The sequence below is a fragment of the Chthonomonas sp. genome (genome assembly GCA_016788425.1).
Classification (GTDB): Bacteria; Armatimonadota; Fimbriimonadia; order Fimbriimonadales; family Fimbriimonadaceae; genus JAEURQ01.
Genome location: JAEURQ010000003.1, coordinates 380,640 through 399,237 on the forward strand (window position 1 = coordinate 380,640; position 18,598 = coordinate 399,237).

Here is an 18,598-nt window from a genome sequence, read left to right on the forward strand (position 1 = left end):
AAAGTCACGAATTTGCGATAAACATGCAATCTCCGAAGCTAAGAAAACGGTAGCGTTCGGCGATCGCGTGGCGGTACGCGGCCATCAGCGGATCGCGGCCGGTCATCGCGGCGAGCATCAGCAGCATGGTGGTGCGCGGCATGTGGAAGTTGGTCAGCATCCCTTGCACGACTCGCCATTCGTAGCCGGGAGCGATGCAAATGCGGGTGAGTTGCTCGCCGGATTGAACCTGCCCATTGGCGTCGGCGAAGGACTCCAACGTGCGCACGGAAGTGGTGCCGACGGCGATGCAACGCCCGGTGCGTTGGTTGATGAGTTGGGCTGCTTCGTCGGAGATCGTGCAGACCTCGCCGTGCATTTCGTGGTCGCGGATGTCGTCCACCATCACGGGGCGAAAAGTGTCCACGCCAACCTCAAGGTTGACTTCCACTCGCTGGATGCCTTTGCGCTGGATCTCGGCGAGAATCTCGGGCGTAAAGTGGAGCCCGGCGGTGGGCGCGGCGCTGCTTTCGCCGTGCGAGTTGAACACGGTTTGGTATCGCTCGCGCTCCGTTAGTTTTTGGGTGATATAGGGCGGTAACGGCACGACCCCGGTTTGCAGAGCGGCGGCCACCGACTCGTCATCGGGGAATTCGAGCACGCGAAACGAGGTGCCTTCTTCGGCCACCACGGTTGCCTGGAAGCCGCCGTCAAAGTGGACCGTCGTGCCCACAGTCAAGCGCTTGGCGGGCTTCACCATCGCGCGGTATTGGCGCGATGTTAACCGTTTGGTGAGTAATACTTCACAAGCCCCGCCCGTGGCTCGTCGCCCGAAAAGCCGCACCGCCGAGACGCGTGTGTTGTTGACCACGAGCACGTCGCCGGGATGCAACAGATTTACCAAGTCGCGAAAGTGTCGGTCGGCTAGTTCACCGGTGGCGCGGTCGAGACATAGCATGCGCGAGGCGGCGCGGTCCGCGAGCGGCTCCTGCGCGATCAACTCCTCGGGAAGCTCGAAATCGTAGTCGGCGAGCCTGGTCAGAGGAGCGCTCCCAGCCGGTGGATGTACGCGCCCTCGCTTTCGGTGAGGCTGTGATCGAGAATCCGCGCCTCCATCCCCGCCGACTTCGCCCCGTGGTAGTCGTCCAGCGGGTTGTCGCCCACGTGCAGAACGTCGGCGGCGGGCACGCCCAGCTTGTCCAGCAGAATCTCAAAGATCAGGGGTTCGGGCTTTTCGACGCCTTCTTCCAGGCTCGCGATCACGACGTCAAAGTACTGCGTGAGGTCTTGGGCGGCAAGCACGCGGTGCAGCGATTGGTCCCAGTTGCTGAGCACGGCGAGTTTGTAGCCGCGCTTTTTGAGCTCGATCAGCGTGGATTCGGTGTCCGGATACTTGCGGAACACGTCGCCTCCCGCCGAAAAGAGTCGCTGGCGCGCATGCGCCATGATCGGCGCGACGTCGGCGGTGATGCCGAGTTCGCTGAGCCAACGCCGGGTGAGGTCGTTCCAGAATCGGTCGCAAGTCGCTGCGTCGCGGGTGAGATTGAGCTCGCGAAACTCGGGCCATGCGCGGCGGACCATTGAGGTGTAAAGGTCAATCCCCCGCTCGCGATCGAACTCAACGCCGCATTGCTCGGCGCATTCGGCGGCGAACCGGCTGGAGTCCCAATTGTCCTCCAACAGCGTCATGCTGCAGTCAAACGAAATTGCTTGGATATTTTCGGGGATCATTGATCGTTTAATAGTGTGACATCCGGACTTGCGCCAGATGGGAGATTGCTTTGACCAGAACCAGTAGCCGAATTTTTGCCACGTTGGCCCTTGCCAGCCTCACCGCCGCCAGCATGGCGCAAGCCGAACCGCTCAGCTTTAAGCGCACGGTGACCGAAGGCGCGACGACCAAATACAAACTTCAGGTCGCGCTCGAAATCCAAGGCAACGCGATTGAGATCACGGCGAACATCACCGAGAAGATCGTGAAGGTCGAAAAGGACGGCTCGTACTCGGTGGAGAGCCTGGAATCCGACATGGAACTCAAGATGGGCGGGCAATCGTTCCCGACCGACGAAGGCGATTCCAAGCCGCGAACCACGAAATATTCCGCCGCTGGTGTGCCCTTAGAAATGCTGGGCTCGGATGACGACACCACGCCAGAGTCGGCTCGCCTTGAGTTTCTGAACATCATTGACCTGCCCGCCGAGGCCAAGAAACTGGGCGATAAGTGGTCGAGCCTCATCAAGCCGGCCGACAAGTTCAAGGCCGAAACCGTGAAGTCCGACTACGAGTTTGTGCGCACCGAAAAGGTGGGCGCATGGGATACCGCAGTCGTCGTCGCGACCACGAAGGAGCAGGCCGGCGACAAGCCTGCCGAATCCAAAAAGACGATGTGGCTCGACACCAAGGACTTTTCGCTCGTGAAGATTGAGGCCAAACTCACCAACGCACCGCTACCGGGAATGCCCGACCCGGTGGACATGACCATCTCCATCACGCGTCAACCGTAATGCTCGCCGCCGCCGTTCTCGTTGTTAGCCTGCTGAACCCCGCTCAAGAGGTTCAGCTTCATCGCCGCGCCAAAATTGGTGACAAGGCGACCTACGCGCTGACGATGTCATTCAAGTCGAATGGCAGCGACGTCAAGCTGACGGGGACGGCGCGCGAGGAAGTCACTCGCGTCGAAGATCGCACCATCGTGACGACCCGCAACTTGGGCGACATGGTCATCGAGATCGGCGGCCGTCCGCAAAAGATCGAGGACACGTCGCAGGTGCGAATTGTCCAGCTTGATAACGGCCAGATCGTCGATCTGATTCGCGACAAGCGCAAGAGCGAGGACTTCCGCATGGCGAATCTCTCGCAGATCGTCGTGCCGTACTCGGGCCTTGCCAAAGGCAGCAAGTGGAAGGTTGACCTGAACGCCAACGCGGGCACCGGGCTGCGAACGTCCATTTTGCGGTTTGAGGTGCTCGAACTGGAGACCGTGCTCGGCCAGTCCTGTGCGCAGGTGTTCCTCACCGGCGAAGAACTTGAGGGCAAGAACCCGATCAAGTCGCGCGGCTCGGTGTGGATTTCGACCAAAGACGGTCGCCTTGTCAAAAGCTCGCTGACCATTGATAACGCAGCCCTCGGTGACGGGCAAGCCGGAGTCACCGTAAAATCCGAACAGGAATTGAAACCATGAAAACCCGATTGATGTTGCCGCTTCTGCTGGTTTTGGTCGCGCCGCTGGCGATGGCCGACCAAAAGTACGATCTCGCCCGCAAGGCCAAGGTCGGCGATACGTCGAAGCAGAAAATCGTGATGAAGATGCCGTTCGAGGGCGAGTCGTTTGAGTACACGATGCACGAAACGGCGAAGGTCGTGAAGGTCGAAGAGGACGGCACGGTCGAGCTGGAGCAGGTCACCGAATACGTGAAGCTGATTACCGGCGGTGAGACGATTGACCTGACTACCGAAGAACTTGAGCCGGAAAAGGCGACCGAAAAGTACGCGAAGAATGGCAAGTTCCTCAGCGCCGAAGACATGGACGGCGACGATACGATTTTCCGAATTCACCATTTGGTTGACTTCATCCGCCCTGATAAGGTCGTGGGCAAAGGCGACGAGTGGACGTTCGAGTTCGACACCAAGGATCGCAGCGGCGCGAAGTCGGGCGCGGCCAAGTTTAAGTTCGCAGAGGTCGAAAAGGTGGGCTCGTTCGAGTGCGCCAAGGTCACGTTTAGTGCCGAGGAAAAGGAAGGCGACAAACCCGCGACCAGCGAGGGCACCTATTGGATTCGTTTGAGCGATGGCGCGATGATCAAGGGCGAAGTGAAGTGCAAAAACTTTCCCGACGAGGAGCCAACCGACGCTGAACTCACGTTCGAGCTTATGCCCTAACGGCGCTTGCTAATCTTAAACTTACTCTTGGGCGCGCCGCGGATTTCGAAGCAGTTGCGGCAGCGCGCCTCGTAGGCTTCGGTCGCCCCAATGAGCACCACCGGGTCGTTCCACTGGGCCGGTTTGCCCTCGATCATGCGGTAGGTGTGGCTGGCGGGCGCGCCGCAGCTCAGGCAGATGGCGCGCAGCTTCACGACCTCGTCGGCCACCGCCATAAGGTGCCCCATCGGTCCAAACGGCTGACGCCGAAAATCTTGATCCAGACCGCCGACGATGACCTGCCGCCCGCGATCGGCGAGCTCGACGCACAGGTCAATCACGGTGTTATCGAAGAACTGCACTTCTTCGATGATCACGATCTCGGTTTCGGGGCGGATGCGGCTGGCCAAGTCGGCCACGCTAGAGACTGCCTCGGCCTCGTGACGCACGTTCATGTGCGTGACCACCATGCTCTCGTCGTAGCGATTATCGAGGCTGGGCTTAAACACCTGAACGGCCTTTTTGCCATAGAGCGCGCGGCGGGCGCGGCGGATGAGCTCTTCCGATTTTCCAGCGTACATGCTTCCGCAAATGACGGTAAGCGAGCCCGAAGCCTTCAATCTCCACCCCCAAAATCCCCGCCGGAAAAATCTGCGTCCATCATCGCCGATAAGTCGCCGCTGAGGTCGTCGTCCAGGGCGCGACCCGCCTCCTGCACGTGGTGCATCACCGCGCCGTAGTTGTTGTCGTCCACCCCCGCCATGCTGTCCACCGCGTGAGTAAGACGCTCATCTTCCGAGCGGAGCCGCATGAACTTGCTGGGCAACTTGTGGATATCTTGGGAGCCGCAGTTCGGGCACGGAGTCGCCAGCGTGCCATCTTGTTCGCGGACAAGGTCGCTGAACGTTCGCCCGCAGGCCGCGCACTGAAACTCGAAAACGGGCATCGCTTTCTTTATAACACGCGAGAAATGTTGCCTGCCACGTCACGAACCAGGTAACATAGAGACCTTGTCGGAAATGAATTGCCAGAGGTGATTCTAGCGCGCCGACAACCTTCCTTCCGCGAGGCGCAATGGCACGAAAAACGAATTCACGAAACCCCCGAACACCGGCTTTAAAATCGACAACCAGACAACCGAAACAGAAATCACAACGACGTCCCGGCGCAGTTGAGATTATCGTCAACTCCTCGCTCCGCGAAACGCGGATTGCGTTTTTGGAAGATGGCGATCTGATGGAATACCGCGTTGAGCGAGAAGAGCGGGTCGTTGGCAGCATCTTCAAAGGCATCGTTCAAAACGTTCTGCCGGGCATGGACGCCGCTTTTGTCGACATCGGCCTGGAGCGCAATGCGTTCCTCTACGTTGCAGACATTTTGCCCGACGAGAGCAAGCACGACAACTCGCCGGCCAGCATCAAGCGCAGCGAACTGCGTCACCGCAAGATTAAGGACCTGCTGAAGCCGGGTCAGGAGATCATGGTGCAGGTGACCAAGGGTCAGCGCGGCAACAAGGGTGCCCGTGTTACCACGCGCGTGGCCCTGCCGGGTCGCTACGTCGTTCTGATGCCGGAAGGCAATCACGTGGGCGTGAGCCGCAAGATTGAGGATCGCCGCGAACGCGACCGCCTCAAGAAAATCGGCGACGCCATTATCCCGGAAGGCTTCGGTCTGGTTCTGCGCACCGAGTGCGAGGGTCGCACGCCGCAGGAACTGCAAGCCGACGTCGCGTTTTTGCAACAGCTGTGGGCGCAGGTGAAAGACCAGGCTCGCCGCCAGCGCGCTCCGGCCTGCGTACACCGCGACCAAACGCTGCTCTACCGCACGATTCGCGACATTTTTGGCGACGAGATTGACCGCCTGATCATTGACGATCCGGAAGAGTACGAAAAGATTCACGTCGTCGCGAAGGCGGTGGCCCCGGCTCTGCGCGACAAGATCATCTTGTACGATCAAGAGCAGCCGATCTACGACTTTTACAACATCGAGCAGGATATCGAGCGTCTGCTGCAGCACAAGGTTTGGCTGAAGTCGGGCGCGTATCTTGTCATTGACGAGATGGAAGCGCTCACCGCGGTGGACGTCAACACCGGCAAACTCGTCGGCAACTCCTCGCTAACGGAAACCATTCTCAAGGCGAACATGGAGGCCGCCACCGAGGTCTGCCGCCAGCTGCGTCTGCGCGACATGGGCGGCATTATCGTCATTGACTTTATCGACATGGAATCGGCCGACCACCGCAAAAAGGTGTTCGACCACTTCTCGGCGATGCTGGAGAAGGATCGGGCGCGCACTCGCGTCGGAAAAATCAGCTCGCTTGGTTTGCTGGAAATTACGCGCAAGCGCACCAGCGAATCGGTGACCGAAGCCCTCACCGAGGTCTGCCCGACCTGTCTGGGACGCGGCCGCATTCCGAGCGCCAACACGATTTCGCTCAACATTGAGCGCGACATGCACCGCATGCTCGATCGTCCGGGCAACGCGTTTTTGGTGGAGTGCCATCCGGCGATGGTGGAATCGCTCATCGGTCCCGATGGCGAGAACATCGAGGAACTGGAACACGAATTGCACCGTGGCGTTTATCTGCGGGCGCGCTTCGACTATCCGTACGAGGACTACACGATTACGGCGGGCAAGTTGGAAGAATTCGACGCGCACCACATGGGCGTTCGCCGCGCGCAAGTGCTCGAGGTGAACATCCGTTCCGCGGGCGAAGACAGCAGCCGCAAGGTGACGGCGTGGACCGATTCGGGCTACTTTGTCGAATTGCTCGAGAGCGATGTCGAGCCTGGTCAGCGTGTTAAGGTTTGCTTGCAGGATATTCGGCGCAGTTATGCGGTCGGCGATGTGATTATCAGCGGCGCGGTTGCGCGGCGCTGATCCAAACATCCCCTTGCCGAGGGCAACGTGCGGAACGCTGCCCGTAAGGTCACCATCTCCGCGTTCGCGAGACTAGTGCCTCGGTATTCGGGTTGGACAGTTAGCCCGATTTCTTAAACGGTTTCGGGATGAAGACGTTGTGCTTGGTAAGGATCGCCAAATACTTGTCGAGCATGACCTTTGTGCGTTCAACTTCGGCGGGGCTGTCGGTTTTCAGCATCTGCCAGTTAAGCAGGTTGCCGTAGAGGTATTTCGCCCAAAGCGGCGGCACGCCAAGCTTGTAAGCATTCTCCATGTGGGTAAGCAGTTCGCTGCGGTTTTGGCGGCGCGGCCCGAGAAAGGCGTTGGCCAACCAACTCTTGCCACAATGCTTGGACAACAATGCGTCAAGTTCTGAGCGTCGCTTCTTGTACCCAGTGTCAATCCGTCGCACTAGCGTTGTTGGGCCGCGACCATTCTTTGCCGGTTCGATAATTTTCGGCTCAGTGTAGCGAACAAGGTACTTTCCATCTTCGATAAAGCAGTTCTCAAGGAACGCTATATAGCAAACAATATCGAGGGCGGTGGCGTCAGCTCGCTCTGCCATACGCCGATACCCTGCCCCATTCTTTTCGAAGTTTAGGTCTCGATGATGGGTGGGAAACATAATCTCTGCTGACCTTCCTAGAATGCTTAAATCCCCCATTTTTATCGCCTGAAAGGCTACGAAGTGATACATATCTTGCTTAGGTCGCTTCACTAAATCTATCTGGCCAAACAAGGAAATCTTAGATGTTGGAACTTGATGCTTCGGACCTGAAACCCGATCGGCGGCGAGCAGTTGTGCATCAATCTCGCGCATAAACGCATCGCTCTGCGCCAACGCAACTTGCCACGTCGCGACCAGCCCTGCGAGACAGAAAGCGCGCAACGCGATCACGGACTTTACTCCTCGTCGCGGCGACGAGCGCGCGCGATCATGCGGATCGGCGTGCCCGGCAGCGGGTAGACCTTGCGGAGGCAGTTTTCGAGGTACCGCAAGTACGAGAAGTGCGCCAGCTCGTCGTCGTTCACAAACAAAATGAACGTCGGCGGCCGCGCCGAAACCTGCGTTACGTAGTAAATCTTCAGCTGCTTGCCCTTGGTGGTGTACGGGCGGGCGAAGGCCGCGTCCTGAATCAGCTTGTTAAGCTGGCCGGTGCCGAGACGGAAATTCCACGATTCCACCGCGACCAACACCTCGTCGAGTAGCTTTTCGAGACCCTTTTCCTCCTTGGCGCTTGTAAACCGCGCGTGGGCGTACCGCGTTTCCGGCATTTCGTTGACCATGTTGCGCAGGAACTCCTTCTTGGCCGGAGTCATTTGGGTGATCGCGCCATCCGGCGGCTCCACCATGTCCCACTTGTTCACGGCGACCACGAGCGCGCGGCCCTCATCGTGAGCCAACTTCATGGTGCGCTTGTCGCCGTCGGTCAAACCCTCTTCGCCGTCGCACACCACGAGCGCGCATTGCGATCGCTCGACGGCTTGCCGCGAACGGTGCGCCATATAGTATTCGACCGTCCCCTGAATCTTGCCGCGTCGGCGCAAACCGGCGGTGTCAATCAGGCGGAATCGCTCGCCGCGATATTCCACGACGGTGTCAATGGCGTCGCGAGTGGTGCCCGGAATGTTGGAGACAATCGCCCGGCGCTCGCCGGTAAAGGCGTTGAGCATGCTCGACTTGCCCACGTTCGGGCGGCCGACGATGGCGAGGCTGATCTCCTCGGTTTCTTCTTCCTTCGGCAGGCGAGAAAAGCCTTCCGTAATCTCGTCCATGACGTCGCTTACGCCACGTCCGTGGAGTCCGCTGACGGGCACAACCTCGCCCAGGCCGAGCTCATAAAACTCGGTCGCCATGTCGGCCCGCTTGGGGTTGTCGGCCTTGTTGGCGAGCACGTAAACCGGCTTTTCGATGCTGCGCAGGCGGTTGGCCAACGCCCAGTCGGCGGGGGTTACGCCGTCAATCACGTCCACCAAAAACAGCACGGCATCGGCTTCGGTAAGGGCAACTTCGGCCTGCACGCGAATCTGGTCCACAAGCGGATCTTCGTCGCCAAAGAGAATCCCGCCGGTATCCACCAGCTGAAACTGCTTGCCGTCCCAATCCACATCGGCGTAAAGACGGTCGCGGGTGATGCCCGGCTCGTCTTCCACCACCGCCACGCGGCGGCCGAGGATGCGGTTAAACAAGGTGCTTTTGCCGACGTTCGGACGCCCAACAATCACCACACGCGGGCGTCGTTCTGCCATGGCGTTAGCTCAGGACCTTCTTCAGCTCTGCGGCGAACCGATCGATTTGGGCCTTCGTGCGAACCTCGGTGAGAGCAACCAGCATGCAGTTGTCCATTCCCGAGTAGTAGGGTCCCAAGGGCAGGCCGGGCATGATCCCGGCATCAATAAGCTTGCTTTGCACCGCGGTGGCGTCGCGTCCGAGATCGAGCACGAACTCGCCGAACACGCGGCCCGAGAATTTGAGCTTCGCGCCGGCGGCGGTTAGGACTTGCATCGCGTATTGCGTGTTGTTGACGGTGCTTGTGGCTACGGATTTGAGGCCGTTCTTGCCGAGCGCGCTCAGATAAATCGTATTCGCGAGCGCCATCAGCGCCTCGTTGGTGCAGATGTTGGAGGTCGCTTTTTCGCGGCGGATGTCTTGCTCGCGGGTTCGCAGAGTCATGGTGAATGCGCTCCGACCCGAGTGGTCGTGTGTGCGGCCCACGATGCGGCCAGGAAGGCGGCGCATGTAGTCGGATTTGCAGGCATAAAGGCCGACCAGCGGTCCGCCAAAGCCCATGGCCACGCCGAGCGGCTGGCCTTCGCCCACCACCACGTCGGCGCCAAATTGGCCTGGCGGCGGGAGCAGCGCCATGGCGACGGGATCGGCGACCACCACCAGCAGCGCGCCGTTGGCGGTGGCCACGCGGCGAGCCTCGGCGAGGTCTTCAATCGCGCCAAAGAAGTTGGGATATTGCACGACTACGCATCCGGCGTCGTCGGCCACGGCGGCGTAGCCAGTGGTCACCCCGTCGGTGGTGTCAATGGTGGCGACTTCATCTTCGGTCGCCCAAAGGTAGGTCTCCACGACCTGGCGATAGCTGGGGTGAACCGCCTCGCTGACATACACCTTTTTGCGGCCGGTGTGCGCGCAGGCCATCAGGCAGGCTTCGGCCAGGGAAGTCGCGCCGTCGTACATGCTCGCGTTGGCGGCGTCCATGTCGTACACCTCGGCGATCATGCTCTGAAATTCGTAAATGGCTTGCAGGTAGCCCTGCGACATTTCCGGTTGGTAAGGCGTGTACGAGGTCAGATACTCACCGCGCGAGATGAGCGGAGCGATGACCGCCGGAATGTGGCGATCGTACAGGCCAGCCCCGAGATACCACTCAAGCTTGGTGGCGTCGAGGTTTTGGCGAGCCAGGCCCACCATCTTTTGGTACAGCTGGTCTTCGCTCAGCGAATTCGGAATGTCCAGCGAACCGGGCTTGACGCGCAACTCGGCAGGAATTTCGCGGAAGAGATCTTCGATGCTGTCCACGCCAATGGTGGCGAGCATCTCCTTTTCGTCTTCGGGCGTGTGCGGGATATAGGGCACTTAGGCGATGACTCCGCCGTATGCTGCGGCATCCATCAAGGCGTCGAGCTGGCTGGCGTCGCTCACCTTGACTTTAATCAACCATCCTTGGCCGTAGGGGTCGGTGTTGACGAGTTCGCTTTGCGCGCCGAGGGTTTCGTTCGCTTCGGTGACTTCGCCACCGATGGGGGCGTACACGTCGCTGACCGTCTTGACGCTTTCAACCGAGCCAAACGTGTCGCCCGCGCTGAGCGAGCGTCCGGCGCTCGGCAGCTCGACAAACACGACGTCGCCCAGTTCGCTTTGGGCATGATCGGTGATGCCGATGGTGGCCACATCGCCTTCGACGCGGACCCACTCGTGGGACTTCGTGTACTTCAAATCGGCGGGAACGGAACTCATAACTCCTCTATTATGACTGAGGCGGCCCGCTCAGATTCATAATGTGTCTATGTTGCGCTTCGACTTCGTGTCTCTTTTCCCGGAGATGATTCGCGGCGTGATGGGCGAAAGCATGGCGGCGCGCGCCCAAGCCAACGGCCTGATTGAGGTTCACACGAGCAATCCGCGCGACTTCGCCACCGACAAGCATCGCACGGTGGACGACCGCCCGTTCGGCGGGAGCCCCGGAATGCTGTTGCTCGCGCCGATCATGGAGGCTTGTCTCGCTTCGTTGTCGTTGCGGGAGGGGGACCGGGTGGTGTTCCCCGATCCGCGCGGGCGGCTATTCAGCGAAGCGAGCGCGCGAAGTTTGGCCGAGGCGCCGCGCGTGGTGTTTGTCTGCGGGCACTACGAGGGCATTGACGAGCGGATTGTCGAGAAGTACGCGACCGACTTGTTGTCGCTTGGTGACTTCGTGCTCACCGGCGGCGAGCTGCCGAGTTTGGTGATAGCCGACGCGATTATGCGCAAGGTGCCGGGCGTGCTCGGCGACTCGGCGAGTTTGGACGCCGACTCGCATGCGAGCGGTTTGCTGAGTTCGCCGCAGTTCGCCAAGCCCCGCGAGCACGACGGCGTGGCCGTGCCGGAGGAACTGCATCAGGGCAATCACGGAGAAATTGAGCGGTGGCATCGCCGTCAGGCGCTCCGATTGACCCGCGCCAACCGTCCTGATCTTTTCTGCCAGGCCCCACTTGGCGCGGATGATCTGAATCTGCTAGAATAGTGGAATTCGTGTCAAGCGGAAAATCCATTTCCTCCGCCTCTGACCAGCAAACAGAGAAAGCGTTATGTCGAAACAGCAAATTTTAATGAGTGTTGCCGAAGAGCACATCAAGAATGATCTGCCGAAGATCAACCCCGGCGACACGGTTCGCGTGCACTGTAAGGTGCGCGAAGCGGGCAAGGAGCGGATCCAGATTTTTGAAGGCACCGTGATTGCGTGCAAGAACGGTGGCATCGCCGAGAACATTACGGTCCGCAAGATCAGCAACTCGATCGGCGTGGAGCGAACGTTCCCGATCCACTCGCCGCTCGTGGCCAAGATTGAGGTCATGCGCCGCGGTAAGGTGCGACGCGCCAAGCTCTACTACCTCCGCGACAAGGTGGGTAAGGCCGCTCGCATTAAGGAAAAGCGAACCTTCTAATCAGCGTGGAGTTTCTCGCTCCCTTTCTCGCGCAATCGCAGACGAGCCCTACGGTCAATTTTATTGACTCGATCGCTCGGACGAAAATTAGCGTTATCGTCATCGTGTGCCTCGTGGCCACGATTCTGCGCCTGGCCATCAACCCGGTTCTGCACCGCGCTCCGGCGCACCTGCGGCAATCGGGCAACCTGCGGGCCTTGCGCTTCGCCACGGAACTGCTCGATGCCATTGTGTACGCGGGCATTTTCGTGTTCATGGTCATTCGGCCGTTTATCCTGCAGACCTTCGTGATCCCTTCGGGCTCGATGGTGCCGACTTTGATGGTCAGCGACATGATCATTGCCAACAAGTGGGTCTATCGGTTTAACGAGCCGGAGCGCGGCGACATCGTCATTTTCCGTCCGCCGGCTCTTGCCATTGAGCAAGGCCCTCCCGGTACCGCCCCCGACACGAGCTACATCAAGCGTCTGCTTGGCGTGCCGGGCGACGTGGTTGAGATGGACGACAACCGCCTGAAGCTCAACGGCAAGTTCGTTGAGGACAAGGCCATGCACTTTAGCCTCGCCCTGAACGAGCGCACGTTCAATCCGATCGAACCGACCGATGTCAGCGCCAACGCGGTGATGGACTTTAAGATGGTCGAGCAAGGCGGCAAACTGCTGGCCGTGCAGCGCTATAACTCCCAAGGGCCGACCTACCTGCTCGTGATGGGCAAGATGGTGACCGACCCCGTGGAGGTAGACGAGATTTGGAAGAAGCCGGCGGCGAAGATTCCCGATGGCAAGTTCCTGATGGTTGGCGACAACCGCAACAACTCCGGCGACGGTCGGTTTTGGGGACTCGTTGATCGCGACGACATCATCGGGCGGAGCGAAGTGATCTTCTTCCCGGTTGGTCGCATGAGCCGAACAAAGTCAGTTACCTTAGGAAAGTGACGCAGACTTCGGAGCGTGAGGAACACCACATTGCCACGCTTCGCCACCTGTATCCGAACATAAAGTCGGAGGCAAGTTTGCTTCTCTGTGACATCCTTCACGGAGAGGATGAGGATCTTCAGAGATCCTCTTGTGTGTACTATCAGGTGCGGCGATACCGTATCGGTCACCGGCAGCTGATCAAAAAGGTGGAGCGGCTTCTCGCTGAGCCTTTTGAGCAGAATTTCTTCGATCTTCACCCGCTCGTCTCACTCTTACTGGAGGCCATCGGAGCGGCTGACACGGAAGCCTCCCATGACTGCTTAGTTCGTTTGCTCGCCGCCTCAAAAAATCCTTGGCTGACCGCGTTTGTGATCGATGGCATTTGTTGGGAGCGTAACCACTACGATCATGAGTTGGTCAGTAGTCATTTGTTCGAGGGTCAGTACGAATGCATCATTCGGAGTTGCATCTACGCGTTCATGTGGCATTCGCCCCCGGCGACACGTGAGCAGGTCAGGCCCTTTCGAGCGCATCCCGATCGCATGGTGCGTTACTACGTGCTGAACTATCTTGAACACGGCTGCGCGTCGCGAGACGACTTCGAGTATTTTCTTGCGGACGCAGACGAGGAGCTGCGTGAATACGCAGCCTCCATTCTCCGCAATTTGGACCGAGACTAAAGCTCAGGAATGTGCGCCGCCCCAACATAAGGTTGGAGCGCCGCCGGCACATCCATGCCGTAACCCGGTTTATACAGCGACTCCAGCAACACGATGAACAGCCGCGGGCAGGCGACGCCGCTTCCGTTGAGCGTGTGCACGAACTCGGGCTTAGCACCCGCTTCGCGTCGGAACCGGATGTTGGCGCGCCGCGCCTGGAAGTCTTCGAAGTTGGAGCAGCTGGAGACCTCAAGGTACTTCTCCATGCCCGGCGACCAGATTTCCAGGTCGTAGCACTTGGTGTTGTTGGCGCTGAGCTCGCCGGAGCATAGCATCGCGACGCGGTAGTGCAGGCCCAGGGCCTCCAGAATGCTGGCCGCGTCCTGGGTGAGCTGCTCGAGGTCGTCGTAGCTGTTTTCGGGCAATGCGTAGCGCACAAGCTCGACCTTATCGAACTGGTGGACGCGCTGGATTCCGCGGGTATCTTTGCCCGCCGAACCCGCCTCGCGGCGGAAACAGCCGGACATCGCAGCCATCTTCATCGGCACCATGCCGGGCTCGAGAATCTCGTCGGCGTACAGGTTGGTAACCGGCACTTCGGCGGTCGGAATCAGATACTTGTTGTCGTCGATCTTAAAGAGGTCTTCCTCGAACTTTGGCAACTGGGCCGTGCCAAACAGCGACTTGGAGTTCACGATGACCGGCGGATAGATTTCTCGGTAGCCGTTGGTCATGGTTTGGTGGTCGATCATGAAGTTGAACAACGCGCGTTGCAGGCGGGCGCCCCAACCGGTGTAGACCGCGAAGCCGCTGCCGCTGATTTTTGCGGCGCGCTCCAGGTCGAGCATGCCCATTTTCGCGGCGGATTCCCAGTGCGGAATCGGCGCGACGTTGGTCGGACGCTCGCCCCACTCGCGGACGATAAGGTTGTCCGCTTCGCTAAACGCCACCGGCACGTCGGCGTGCGGCGGGTTCGGCATGCGTTGCTCCATCGTCACCATCTCGGCTTCGATCTCGGCGAGCTTAGGCTCGTTGGTGCCGATGATCGTCTTGAATCCGGCCACCGCGCTCTTGGCGGCTTCGGCCTCGTCGCGCTTGCCCTGGGCCATGAGCGCTCCAATTTCCTTGCTCGCCTTGTTTTGCTCGGCGCGCGCGCTCTCGACTTCCTGCAGAAGCGAGCGATGCTGCTGGTCGAGCGCATTCCAAGCCGAGAGATCGACCTGAATGTTCTTGGCGGCGAAGCCCTGTTGCAGAGCTTCTTGTTGTGTCCGAAGGCGATTGCGATCAATCATAAATTTAGCGTCCGAGGGAGCGGATAATGAGCAGGCCGGAGAGGGCGGTGCTGACGTCGGTGAGGCGAATGCCCTTGGGCGTGCCGAAGTAGACGACATCATCGGGTTGGAGCACCGGGTTGTCGTCGAGTTTGCCGTCTTTGATAAAGCGGTCGAGGTTGTAGGTCGTCACGACGTACTTGCCGTTCTTGTCGGGTCGAGCAACCGCGACTCGCAGAAGCGAGCCGGTTGGTCGGAGGCCATTGGCGCGGGCCAGAGCGTCGGCTAGCCGCACCTCGACGCCATCCTTCATGAGGAATTCGCCGGCGGTGGTGACCTCACCCACGACAAAGAATCGGCGCTCGTTCGGCCGGACGTAGATGTAATCGCCCGAACGGATTTGGAAGTCGAGGGGGCGACCCTCGCGCAGGAGTTGGTTCAGGTCAATGCGGAACGTTTCGCCTTGGCGAGCGATGAGCACGTTGGAGAGCGTGGCCGTGGGCAACGCGCCCCCGGCTTGGGCAATGAGCTTTTCCAGACTCAGATCGCTGCGCTTGGCGGAGACTTCCTTCGGCTCTTTCACCTCGCCGTCCACAACTACCGTCACTCGCTCCGGGGTTTCGATGCTCAGGGTGTCGCCATCTTGCAGCGCAAACGGCGCCGCGTTGGGGCCGCGGTTCAGGCTCACGGGAATGCTTTCGGGGCCGCGACGCACGAAGAGCTCAAAGTCGTTCGCGTCGCCATTGATCCCGCCCGCGGCGGCCACAGCTTGCTGCACGTTTGCGCCTTGCGGCACGAGGATGGAGCCAGGTCGGGCGACGTTGCCGGTCACCCAAACGCGCGATTGGGGCGCGGGTTCGACAATGACCACATCCTCGGATTGAAGCTTGGTCGCGCCGGCGGGTCCACGGAGAACCTCGGCGAGCGTGGCGGTAGCGAGTGTCTGCGCGCCGCGCATGACGCGAACACGAATGCGGTCGGGCTCAGTGGCCTCGCCGGTGCCGCCGAGCACTTGGCGCACGGTCGTTCCCGGTTGAATCTCGGTGGCGCCGCTCGCCGATTGCGGGAGCCGGATGCTCGACGCGAGGTTGACGATGTAGACCACGTCGCGGCGTTGCTCGAGCAGGCTCACCGTGACGTGCGGATCCTTGAGCCGCTTTGCGAGCGCGGCGCGGATCGCCTCGTTGGCTTGGGACAAGGTTTTGCCGGCCAGGACGACGCGGCCGAAGCCGTCCCCCGAGACGCTGCCATCGTTCATGATGCGGAACTCGCCCGAGAAGGGGAGGTGCTCCAGCACGGTGATCCGCAAGCGGTCGCCGGAGCGAAGTTTGGCGGCGGTCTGCGCCACGAGCCCGGCGGGGATCGCGATAAGCAGCAGGATGGGAAGGAGCGCACGGCGCAGCATCGCCCTTATTATGAAGCCTTGGGTAAACTCGCGGTTCTGCGGGTGTAGCTTAGTGGTAAAGCTCCAGCCTTCCAAGCTGGCTATGCGGGTTCGATTCCCGCCACCCGCTCCAAGCTTCTGGTATCGTCTAGGTTGGAGTGCGGGCGTAGCTCAGGGGTAGAGCATCTGCTTCCCAAGCAGAGGGTCGCGCGTTCGAATCGCGTCGCCCGCTCCAGAATTTTCTTACGGATCGAAGCGCGGGCGGAAGGCCGGCGGCTCGTTAATCGTAATCGGCGGCGGAGTTTGGGATTCGCGTTCGCGTTCGCCGCTCACCACTTCCAACCGGTTTTCGTCCTTCGCCAGCGGCTTGCGGGCGAGGGCGTCGCGGCTGGCGTTGTTGATAATTTCGTCGAGCATCGAGGGAATGTGGGCGTCCTCGCGCAACTTGGTGCGGCGGCCGCCGCCGATGCCAATGCTATAGGTAATCGGTTGGCCCTCCTCGGTCGCGGTCATGCTTTCGGCGGCGCTCATCAGCCGCTCACGCAGGGCCTCAGCTTCGTCGGCCAGCCGCGGTGTGCCGATCGCGAATTCGTCGCCACCGTAGCGCACGACCACATCACGCGTGGGATCAATCTCCCGCTTGAGCAGCTGCGCGACGCGTTGCAACACGCGGTCGCCGACGATGTGGCCAAACCGCTTATTGAACTCGCCAAACCGATTGATGTCAATGAAAATGATGCTGATTTCGCGGCCGCTTGTGAGCATTTCGCTGCCCCACTCGCGCAGGCGATCGCTCCAACCGAGCCCGGTTAGCGGGTCCCACGTGCGCCGCAACTCGCGCAGCAAGGCGTGGACGGTCACCATGCCCTGAAGCTGGCCGCGATCCACCACGGCGGCGGTTTCAATTTGGCGATCCACGAACAGCTGAGCGGCCTTCACGAGCGTCGTTGAGCCATCCATCACGGTCACCTCGGGAAGCATAATCTGCCGCACTTCGACCTCGTCCGCCGCGCCGACGGCGCGTTCGAGCGTGATGAGCCCGACGATGTCGCCGCCCTCCAAAACGGGCAGCGCTTTGAGCAAGTGACCCTGCATGAGAACCCGCGCCGAAAGCGCGCGATGGCTCGGCGTCACCCACACGGGCATCAGGTTCAAATCGGAGAGTTGCTGCATTGGCGAGAACGTCACAATACTAACCTAAATAGACGCGAAAGGGCGACAGTATTTGCCGGGGTTCGACCAATAGCTAGCACTTTTACGATGCAAAAAAGCTATCCAACAATCGGTCGGAACACTCGCGTTGCAGCGGCGCATATTCTCCGCTGGCAACCTTGCCCGCGACCTTTTTGGCGATGCGATACACCTGCCCGCTGGTGCGCCCAAAGTAGCAGGCGACCTGATCCTCGCTGAGGGCGTGAACCTCCAGCATCATGTAAATCGCAAACTCCTCTCGGGCGGTGGTGGCGAGCGCGGAGAGCGGCGGCTGCAGCGATTCGAAGATGTGGTCGCGTACATCCCAGCCGCCTTCTTCGCCAAGAATCGGGCCGAGGATCCCCGCCGCGCGCAAGGCCATGTGCGGCTCATGCCAATCGGGCGAGACTAGTTGCAGGCGTTGCAGCGCGCTCGAGATGGAAGTGCCGGTGCGGCCGGCGCGACGGGCGACAAAGCTGACGAGGTGCGGCGGAAGGCGCAAGTCGCTGTTCAGGGACATCTGGTGCACCATCACCACGCGCTCAGCCAGCGTAGGCGTCTTGAGCGTGGCCTGTCGCCAATGGGATCCGCCCGGCAACAACAGTGGCAAAAATCGGCCGCCGCGCTCCTGCGTGTGGGTGAGCACCGTCGGTTTGCCGCCGCGAATCCGGCGTTCCAAGATCAGGCGAAGGCGTTGCCTAACGCGGGGGCTCGCGCCGATGATCTGCACGTGCTCCAGTAGAAGGGGCGCGGGCGAATCGGCCCGCTCGGGCTTGAGGATCCAGCTCTCGCCGCGGTGAATGGGAACCGTCTCGCCGAGACGCTCGGAGAGCACCTGCGCCAGGTTCCGTAGCAGGTGACTTTTCCCCCAACCGCTCGGGCCGGAGAACAGTACGAAGCGGCTCATGCCTTGCAGCAAGGAGATCGCCGATTCGCAAGCGTAAGCGTTGCTGGGAATGCGCACAAATCGGTCGAAAAGGTGCCGTTGATCCACCTTCGAGGAATTGGATTCGTGGGCAAATTCTGACATGGATTCGTATTCTCGGCGCACCTCTGGACCCATCCCCTAACGGGCCGAGAAGTCACGTTATTGTTACCGATGCTGGACCGCGAAACATAGGGGTTTCTGACCGCAATAACGATATTTTCCCCTGAGTTTTCCACCGCAGCATGTGCCCCGGGATAATTGCCTAGAAAGGTCTCTACTAATCCTCGCAAGGGTTGACACGGGTCAAGTCTTGCGGGCATAATTCTGTCCATGCGAGGACTTTTCGTAAATCCAAA

At 60.2% G+C, this 18,598-nt stretch carries 20 protein-coding genes and 2 tRNA genes; 10 read left to right on the plus strand and 12 right to left on the minus strand.

Going from position 1 to position 18,598, the window contains the following annotated elements:
* Nucleotides 1-4: 4 nt before the first annotated feature.
* Nucleotides 5-979 (minus strand): tRNA preQ1(34) S-adenosylmethionine ribosyltransferase-isomerase QueA, encoded by a 975-nt coding sequence (gene queA, locus JNJ45_09100; GenBank protein ID MBL8048827.1) that lies wholly within the window; start codon nt 977-979, stop codon nt 5-7.
* Nucleotides 980-1,017: 38 nt separating this feature from the next.
* Nucleotides 1,018-1,710, minus strand: a complete 693-nt coding sequence (locus JNJ45_09105) for an HAD-IA family hydrolase (GenBank protein ID MBL8048828.1) — start codon at nt 1,708-1,710, stop codon at nt 1,018-1,020.
* 50 nt (nt 1,711-1,760) lie between these two features.
* Here JNJ45_09105 and JNJ45_09110 point away from each other — a divergent pair, with 50 nt between their 5' ends.
* Genes JNJ45_09110 through JNJ45_09120 form a run of 3 tightly spaced genes read left to right on the plus strand, consistent with a single transcriptional unit; the run spans nt 1,761 to nt 3,858 of the window.
* Complete coding sequence (locus JNJ45_09110; GenBank protein MBL8048829.1) at nt 1,761-2,483, plus strand: hypothetical protein; 723 nt, start codon at nt 1,761-1,763, stop codon at nt 2,481-2,483.
* Nucleotides 2,483-3,160: a hypothetical protein gene (locus JNJ45_09115; protein MBL8048830.1), complete on the plus strand. Its 678-nt coding sequence runs from the start codon at nt 2,483-2,485 to the stop codon at nt 3,158-3,160. The genes JNJ45_09110 and JNJ45_09115 overlap by 1 nt, the downstream gene beginning before the upstream one ends.
* Nucleotides 3,157-3,858, plus strand: a complete 702-nt coding sequence (locus JNJ45_09120) for a hypothetical protein (GenBank protein ID MBL8048831.1) — start codon at nt 3,157-3,159, stop codon at nt 3,856-3,858. The genes JNJ45_09115 and JNJ45_09120 overlap by 4 nt, the downstream gene beginning before the upstream one ends.
* Here JNJ45_09120 and JNJ45_09125 read toward each other — a convergent pair.
* Together JNJ45_09125 and JNJ45_09130 are read right to left on the minus strand one after the other, a co-directional pair.
* A complete protein-coding gene (locus tag JNJ45_09125) occupies nt 3,855-4,418 on the minus strand; it encodes a thymidine kinase (protein MBL8048832.1) in 564 nt (187 codons plus the stop codon). The two genes, JNJ45_09120 and JNJ45_09125, sit on opposite strands and share 4 nt — an antisense overlap.
* 35 nt (nt 4,419-4,453) lie before the next feature.
* On the minus strand, nt 4,454-4,783 hold the full coding sequence (locus tag JNJ45_09130) for a zinc ribbon domain-containing protein (GenBank protein ID MBL8048833.1): 330 nt from the start codon (nt 4,781-4,783) through the stop codon (nt 4,454-4,456).
* 290 nt (nt 4,784-5,073) lie between these two features.
* Between JNJ45_09130 and JNJ45_09135 the strand changes: the two genes are divergently transcribed.
* Nucleotides 5,074-6,717: an Rne/Rng family ribonuclease gene (locus JNJ45_09135; GenBank protein MBL8048834.1), complete on the plus strand. Its 1,644-nt coding sequence runs from the start codon at nt 5,074-5,076 to the stop codon at nt 6,715-6,717.
* Nucleotides 6,718-6,817: 100 nt separating this feature from the next.
* Here the strand turns inward: JNJ45_09135 and JNJ45_09140 are convergent, their stop codons facing one another.
* Genes JNJ45_09140 through gcvH form a run of 4 tightly spaced genes read right to left on the minus strand, consistent with a single transcriptional unit; the run spans nt 6,818 to nt 10,708 of the window.
* Complete coding sequence (locus JNJ45_09140; GenBank protein ID MBL8048835.1) at nt 6,818-7,636, minus strand: hypothetical protein; 819 nt, start codon at nt 7,634-7,636, stop codon at nt 6,818-6,820.
* A 5-nt stretch (nt 7,637-7,641) separates the two neighbouring features.
* Nucleotides 7,642-8,988, minus strand: coding sequence for a ribosome biogenesis GTPase Der (der, locus tag JNJ45_09145; protein ID MBL8048836.1), 1,347 nt, complete (start codon nt 8,986-8,988; stop codon nt 7,642-7,644).
* A 4-nt stretch (nt 8,989-8,992) separates the two neighbouring features.
* The gene (gene gcvPA, locus JNJ45_09150; GenBank protein MBL8048837.1) at nt 8,993-10,327 is read right to left on the minus strand and encodes an aminomethyl-transferring glycine dehydrogenase subunit GcvPA; all 1,335 of its coding nucleotides are present in this window, start codon (nt 10,325-10,327) and stop codon (nt 8,993-8,995) included.
* Nucleotides 10,328-10,708 carry a glycine cleavage system protein GcvH gene (gcvH, locus tag JNJ45_09155; GenBank protein ID MBL8048838.1) on the minus strand — a complete coding sequence of 127 codons (381 nt, stop codon included), beginning with the start codon at nt 10,706-10,708 and terminating at the stop codon, nt 10,328-10,330.
* Nucleotides 10,709-10,757: 49 nt separating this feature from the next.
* Here gcvH and trmD point away from each other — a divergent pair, with 49 nt between their 5' ends.
* From trmD to JNJ45_09175, 4 genes are all read left to right on the plus strand, one after another.
* On the plus strand, nt 10,758-11,471 hold the full coding sequence (gene trmD, locus JNJ45_09160; protein ID MBL8048839.1) for a tRNA (guanosine(37)-N1)-methyltransferase TrmD: 714 nt from the start codon (nt 10,758-10,760) through the stop codon (nt 11,469-11,471).
* Nucleotides 11,472-11,535: 64 nt separating this feature from the next.
* Nucleotides 11,536-11,892, plus strand: coding sequence for a 50S ribosomal protein L19 (gene rplS, locus JNJ45_09165; protein ID MBL8048840.1), 357 nt, complete (start codon nt 11,536-11,538; stop codon nt 11,890-11,892).
* A gap of 5 nt (nt 11,893-11,897) precedes the next feature.
* Complete coding sequence (gene lepB, locus JNJ45_09170; protein MBL8048841.1) at nt 11,898-12,827, plus strand: signal peptidase I; 930 nt, start codon at nt 11,898-11,900, stop codon at nt 12,825-12,827.
* Nucleotides 12,824-13,489: a hypothetical protein gene (locus tag JNJ45_09175; protein ID MBL8048842.1), complete on the plus strand. Its 666-nt coding sequence runs from the start codon at nt 12,824-12,826 to the stop codon at nt 13,487-13,489. The genes lepB and JNJ45_09175 overlap by 4 nt, the downstream gene beginning before the upstream one ends.
* On the opposite strand, the gene serS is transcribed toward JNJ45_09175, so the two are convergent.
* Both serS and JNJ45_09185 read right to left on the minus strand, forming a co-directional pair.
* Complete coding sequence (serS, locus tag JNJ45_09180; GenBank protein ID MBL8048843.1) at nt 13,486-14,760, minus strand: serine--tRNA ligase; 1,275 nt, start codon at nt 14,758-14,760, stop codon at nt 13,486-13,488. The two genes, JNJ45_09175 and serS, sit on opposite strands and share 4 nt — an antisense overlap.
* Nucleotides 14,761-14,764: 4 nt before the next feature.
* Nucleotides 14,765-16,144, minus strand: a complete 1,380-nt coding sequence (locus JNJ45_09185) for an SLBB domain-containing protein (protein MBL8048844.1) — start codon at nt 16,142-16,144, stop codon at nt 14,765-14,767.
* Between the two features lie 38 nt (nt 16,145-16,182).
* Between JNJ45_09185 and JNJ45_09190 the strand changes: the two genes are divergently transcribed.
* A tRNA-Gly gene (locus JNJ45_09190) sits at nt 16,183-16,256 on the plus strand.
* A 27-nt stretch (nt 16,257-16,283) separates the two neighbouring features.
* Nucleotides 16,284-16,358, plus strand: a tRNA-Gly gene (locus JNJ45_09195).
* Between the two features lie 8 nt (nt 16,359-16,366).
* Here JNJ45_09195 and JNJ45_09200 read toward each other — a convergent pair.
* Together JNJ45_09200 and JNJ45_09205 are read right to left on the minus strand one after the other, a co-directional pair.
* Nucleotides 16,367-17,311 carry a diguanylate cyclase gene (locus JNJ45_09200; protein ID MBL8048845.1) on the minus strand — a complete coding sequence of 315 codons (945 nt, stop codon included), beginning with the start codon at nt 17,309-17,311 and terminating at the stop codon, nt 16,367-16,369.
* Between the two features lie 67 nt (nt 17,312-17,378).
* The gene (locus JNJ45_09205) at nt 17,379-18,344 is read right to left on the minus strand and encodes a hypothetical protein (protein MBL8048846.1); all 966 of its coding nucleotides are present in this window, start codon (nt 18,342-18,344) and stop codon (nt 17,379-17,381) included.
* Nucleotides 18,345-18,598: the final 254 nt, after the last annotated feature.

Excerpts from the sequence above, each read along its gene's own strand:
- JNJ45_09130 (MBL8048833.1), bottom strand. The coding sequence starts at position 4,783 with ATGCCCGTTTTCGAGTTTCAGTGCGCGGCCTGCGGGCGAACGTTCAGC.
- JNJ45_09105 (MBL8048828.1), bottom strand. The coding sequence starts at position 1,710 with ATGATCCCCGAAAATATCCAAGCAATTTCGTTTGACTGCAGCATGACG.
- JNJ45_09205 (MBL8048846.1), bottom strand. The coding sequence starts at position 18,344 with ATGTCAGAATTTGCCCACGAATCCAATTCCTCGAAGGTGGATCAACGG.
- trmD (MBL8048839.1), top strand. The coding sequence starts at position 10,758 with ATGTTGCGCTTCGACTTCGTGTCTCTTTTCCCGGAGATGATTCGCGGC.
- serS (MBL8048843.1), bottom strand. The coding sequence starts at position 14,760 with ATGATTGATCGCAATCGCCTTCGGACACAACAAGAAGCTCTGCAACAG.
- gcvH (MBL8048838.1), bottom strand. The coding sequence starts at position 10,708 with ATGAGTTCCGTTCCCGCCGATTTGAAGTACACGAAGTCCCACGAGTGG.
- JNJ45_09185 (MBL8048844.1), bottom strand. The coding sequence starts at position 16,144 with ATGCTGCGCCGTGCGCTCCTTCCCATCCTGCTGCTTATCGCGATCCCC.
- JNJ45_09125 (MBL8048832.1), bottom strand. The coding sequence starts at position 4,418 with ATGTACGCTGGAAAATCGGAAGAGCTCATCCGCCGCGCCCGCCGCGCG.
- der (MBL8048836.1), bottom strand. The coding sequence starts at position 8,988 with ATGGCAGAACGACGCCCGCGTGTGGTGATTGTTGGGCGTCCGAACGTC.
- rplS (MBL8048840.1), top strand. The coding sequence starts at position 11,536 with ATGTCGAAACAGCAAATTTTAATGAGTGTTGCCGAAGAGCACATCAAG.
- JNJ45_09135 (MBL8048834.1), top strand. The coding sequence starts at position 5,074 with ATGGAATACCGCGTTGAGCGAGAAGAGCGGGTCGTTGGCAGCATCTTC.
- JNJ45_09120 (MBL8048831.1), top strand. The coding sequence starts at position 3,157 with ATGAAAACCCGATTGATGTTGCCGCTTCTGCTGGTTTTGGTCGCGCCG.
- JNJ45_09115 (MBL8048830.1), top strand. The coding sequence starts at position 2,483 with ATGCTCGCCGCCGCCGTTCTCGTTGTTAGCCTGCTGAACCCCGCTCAA.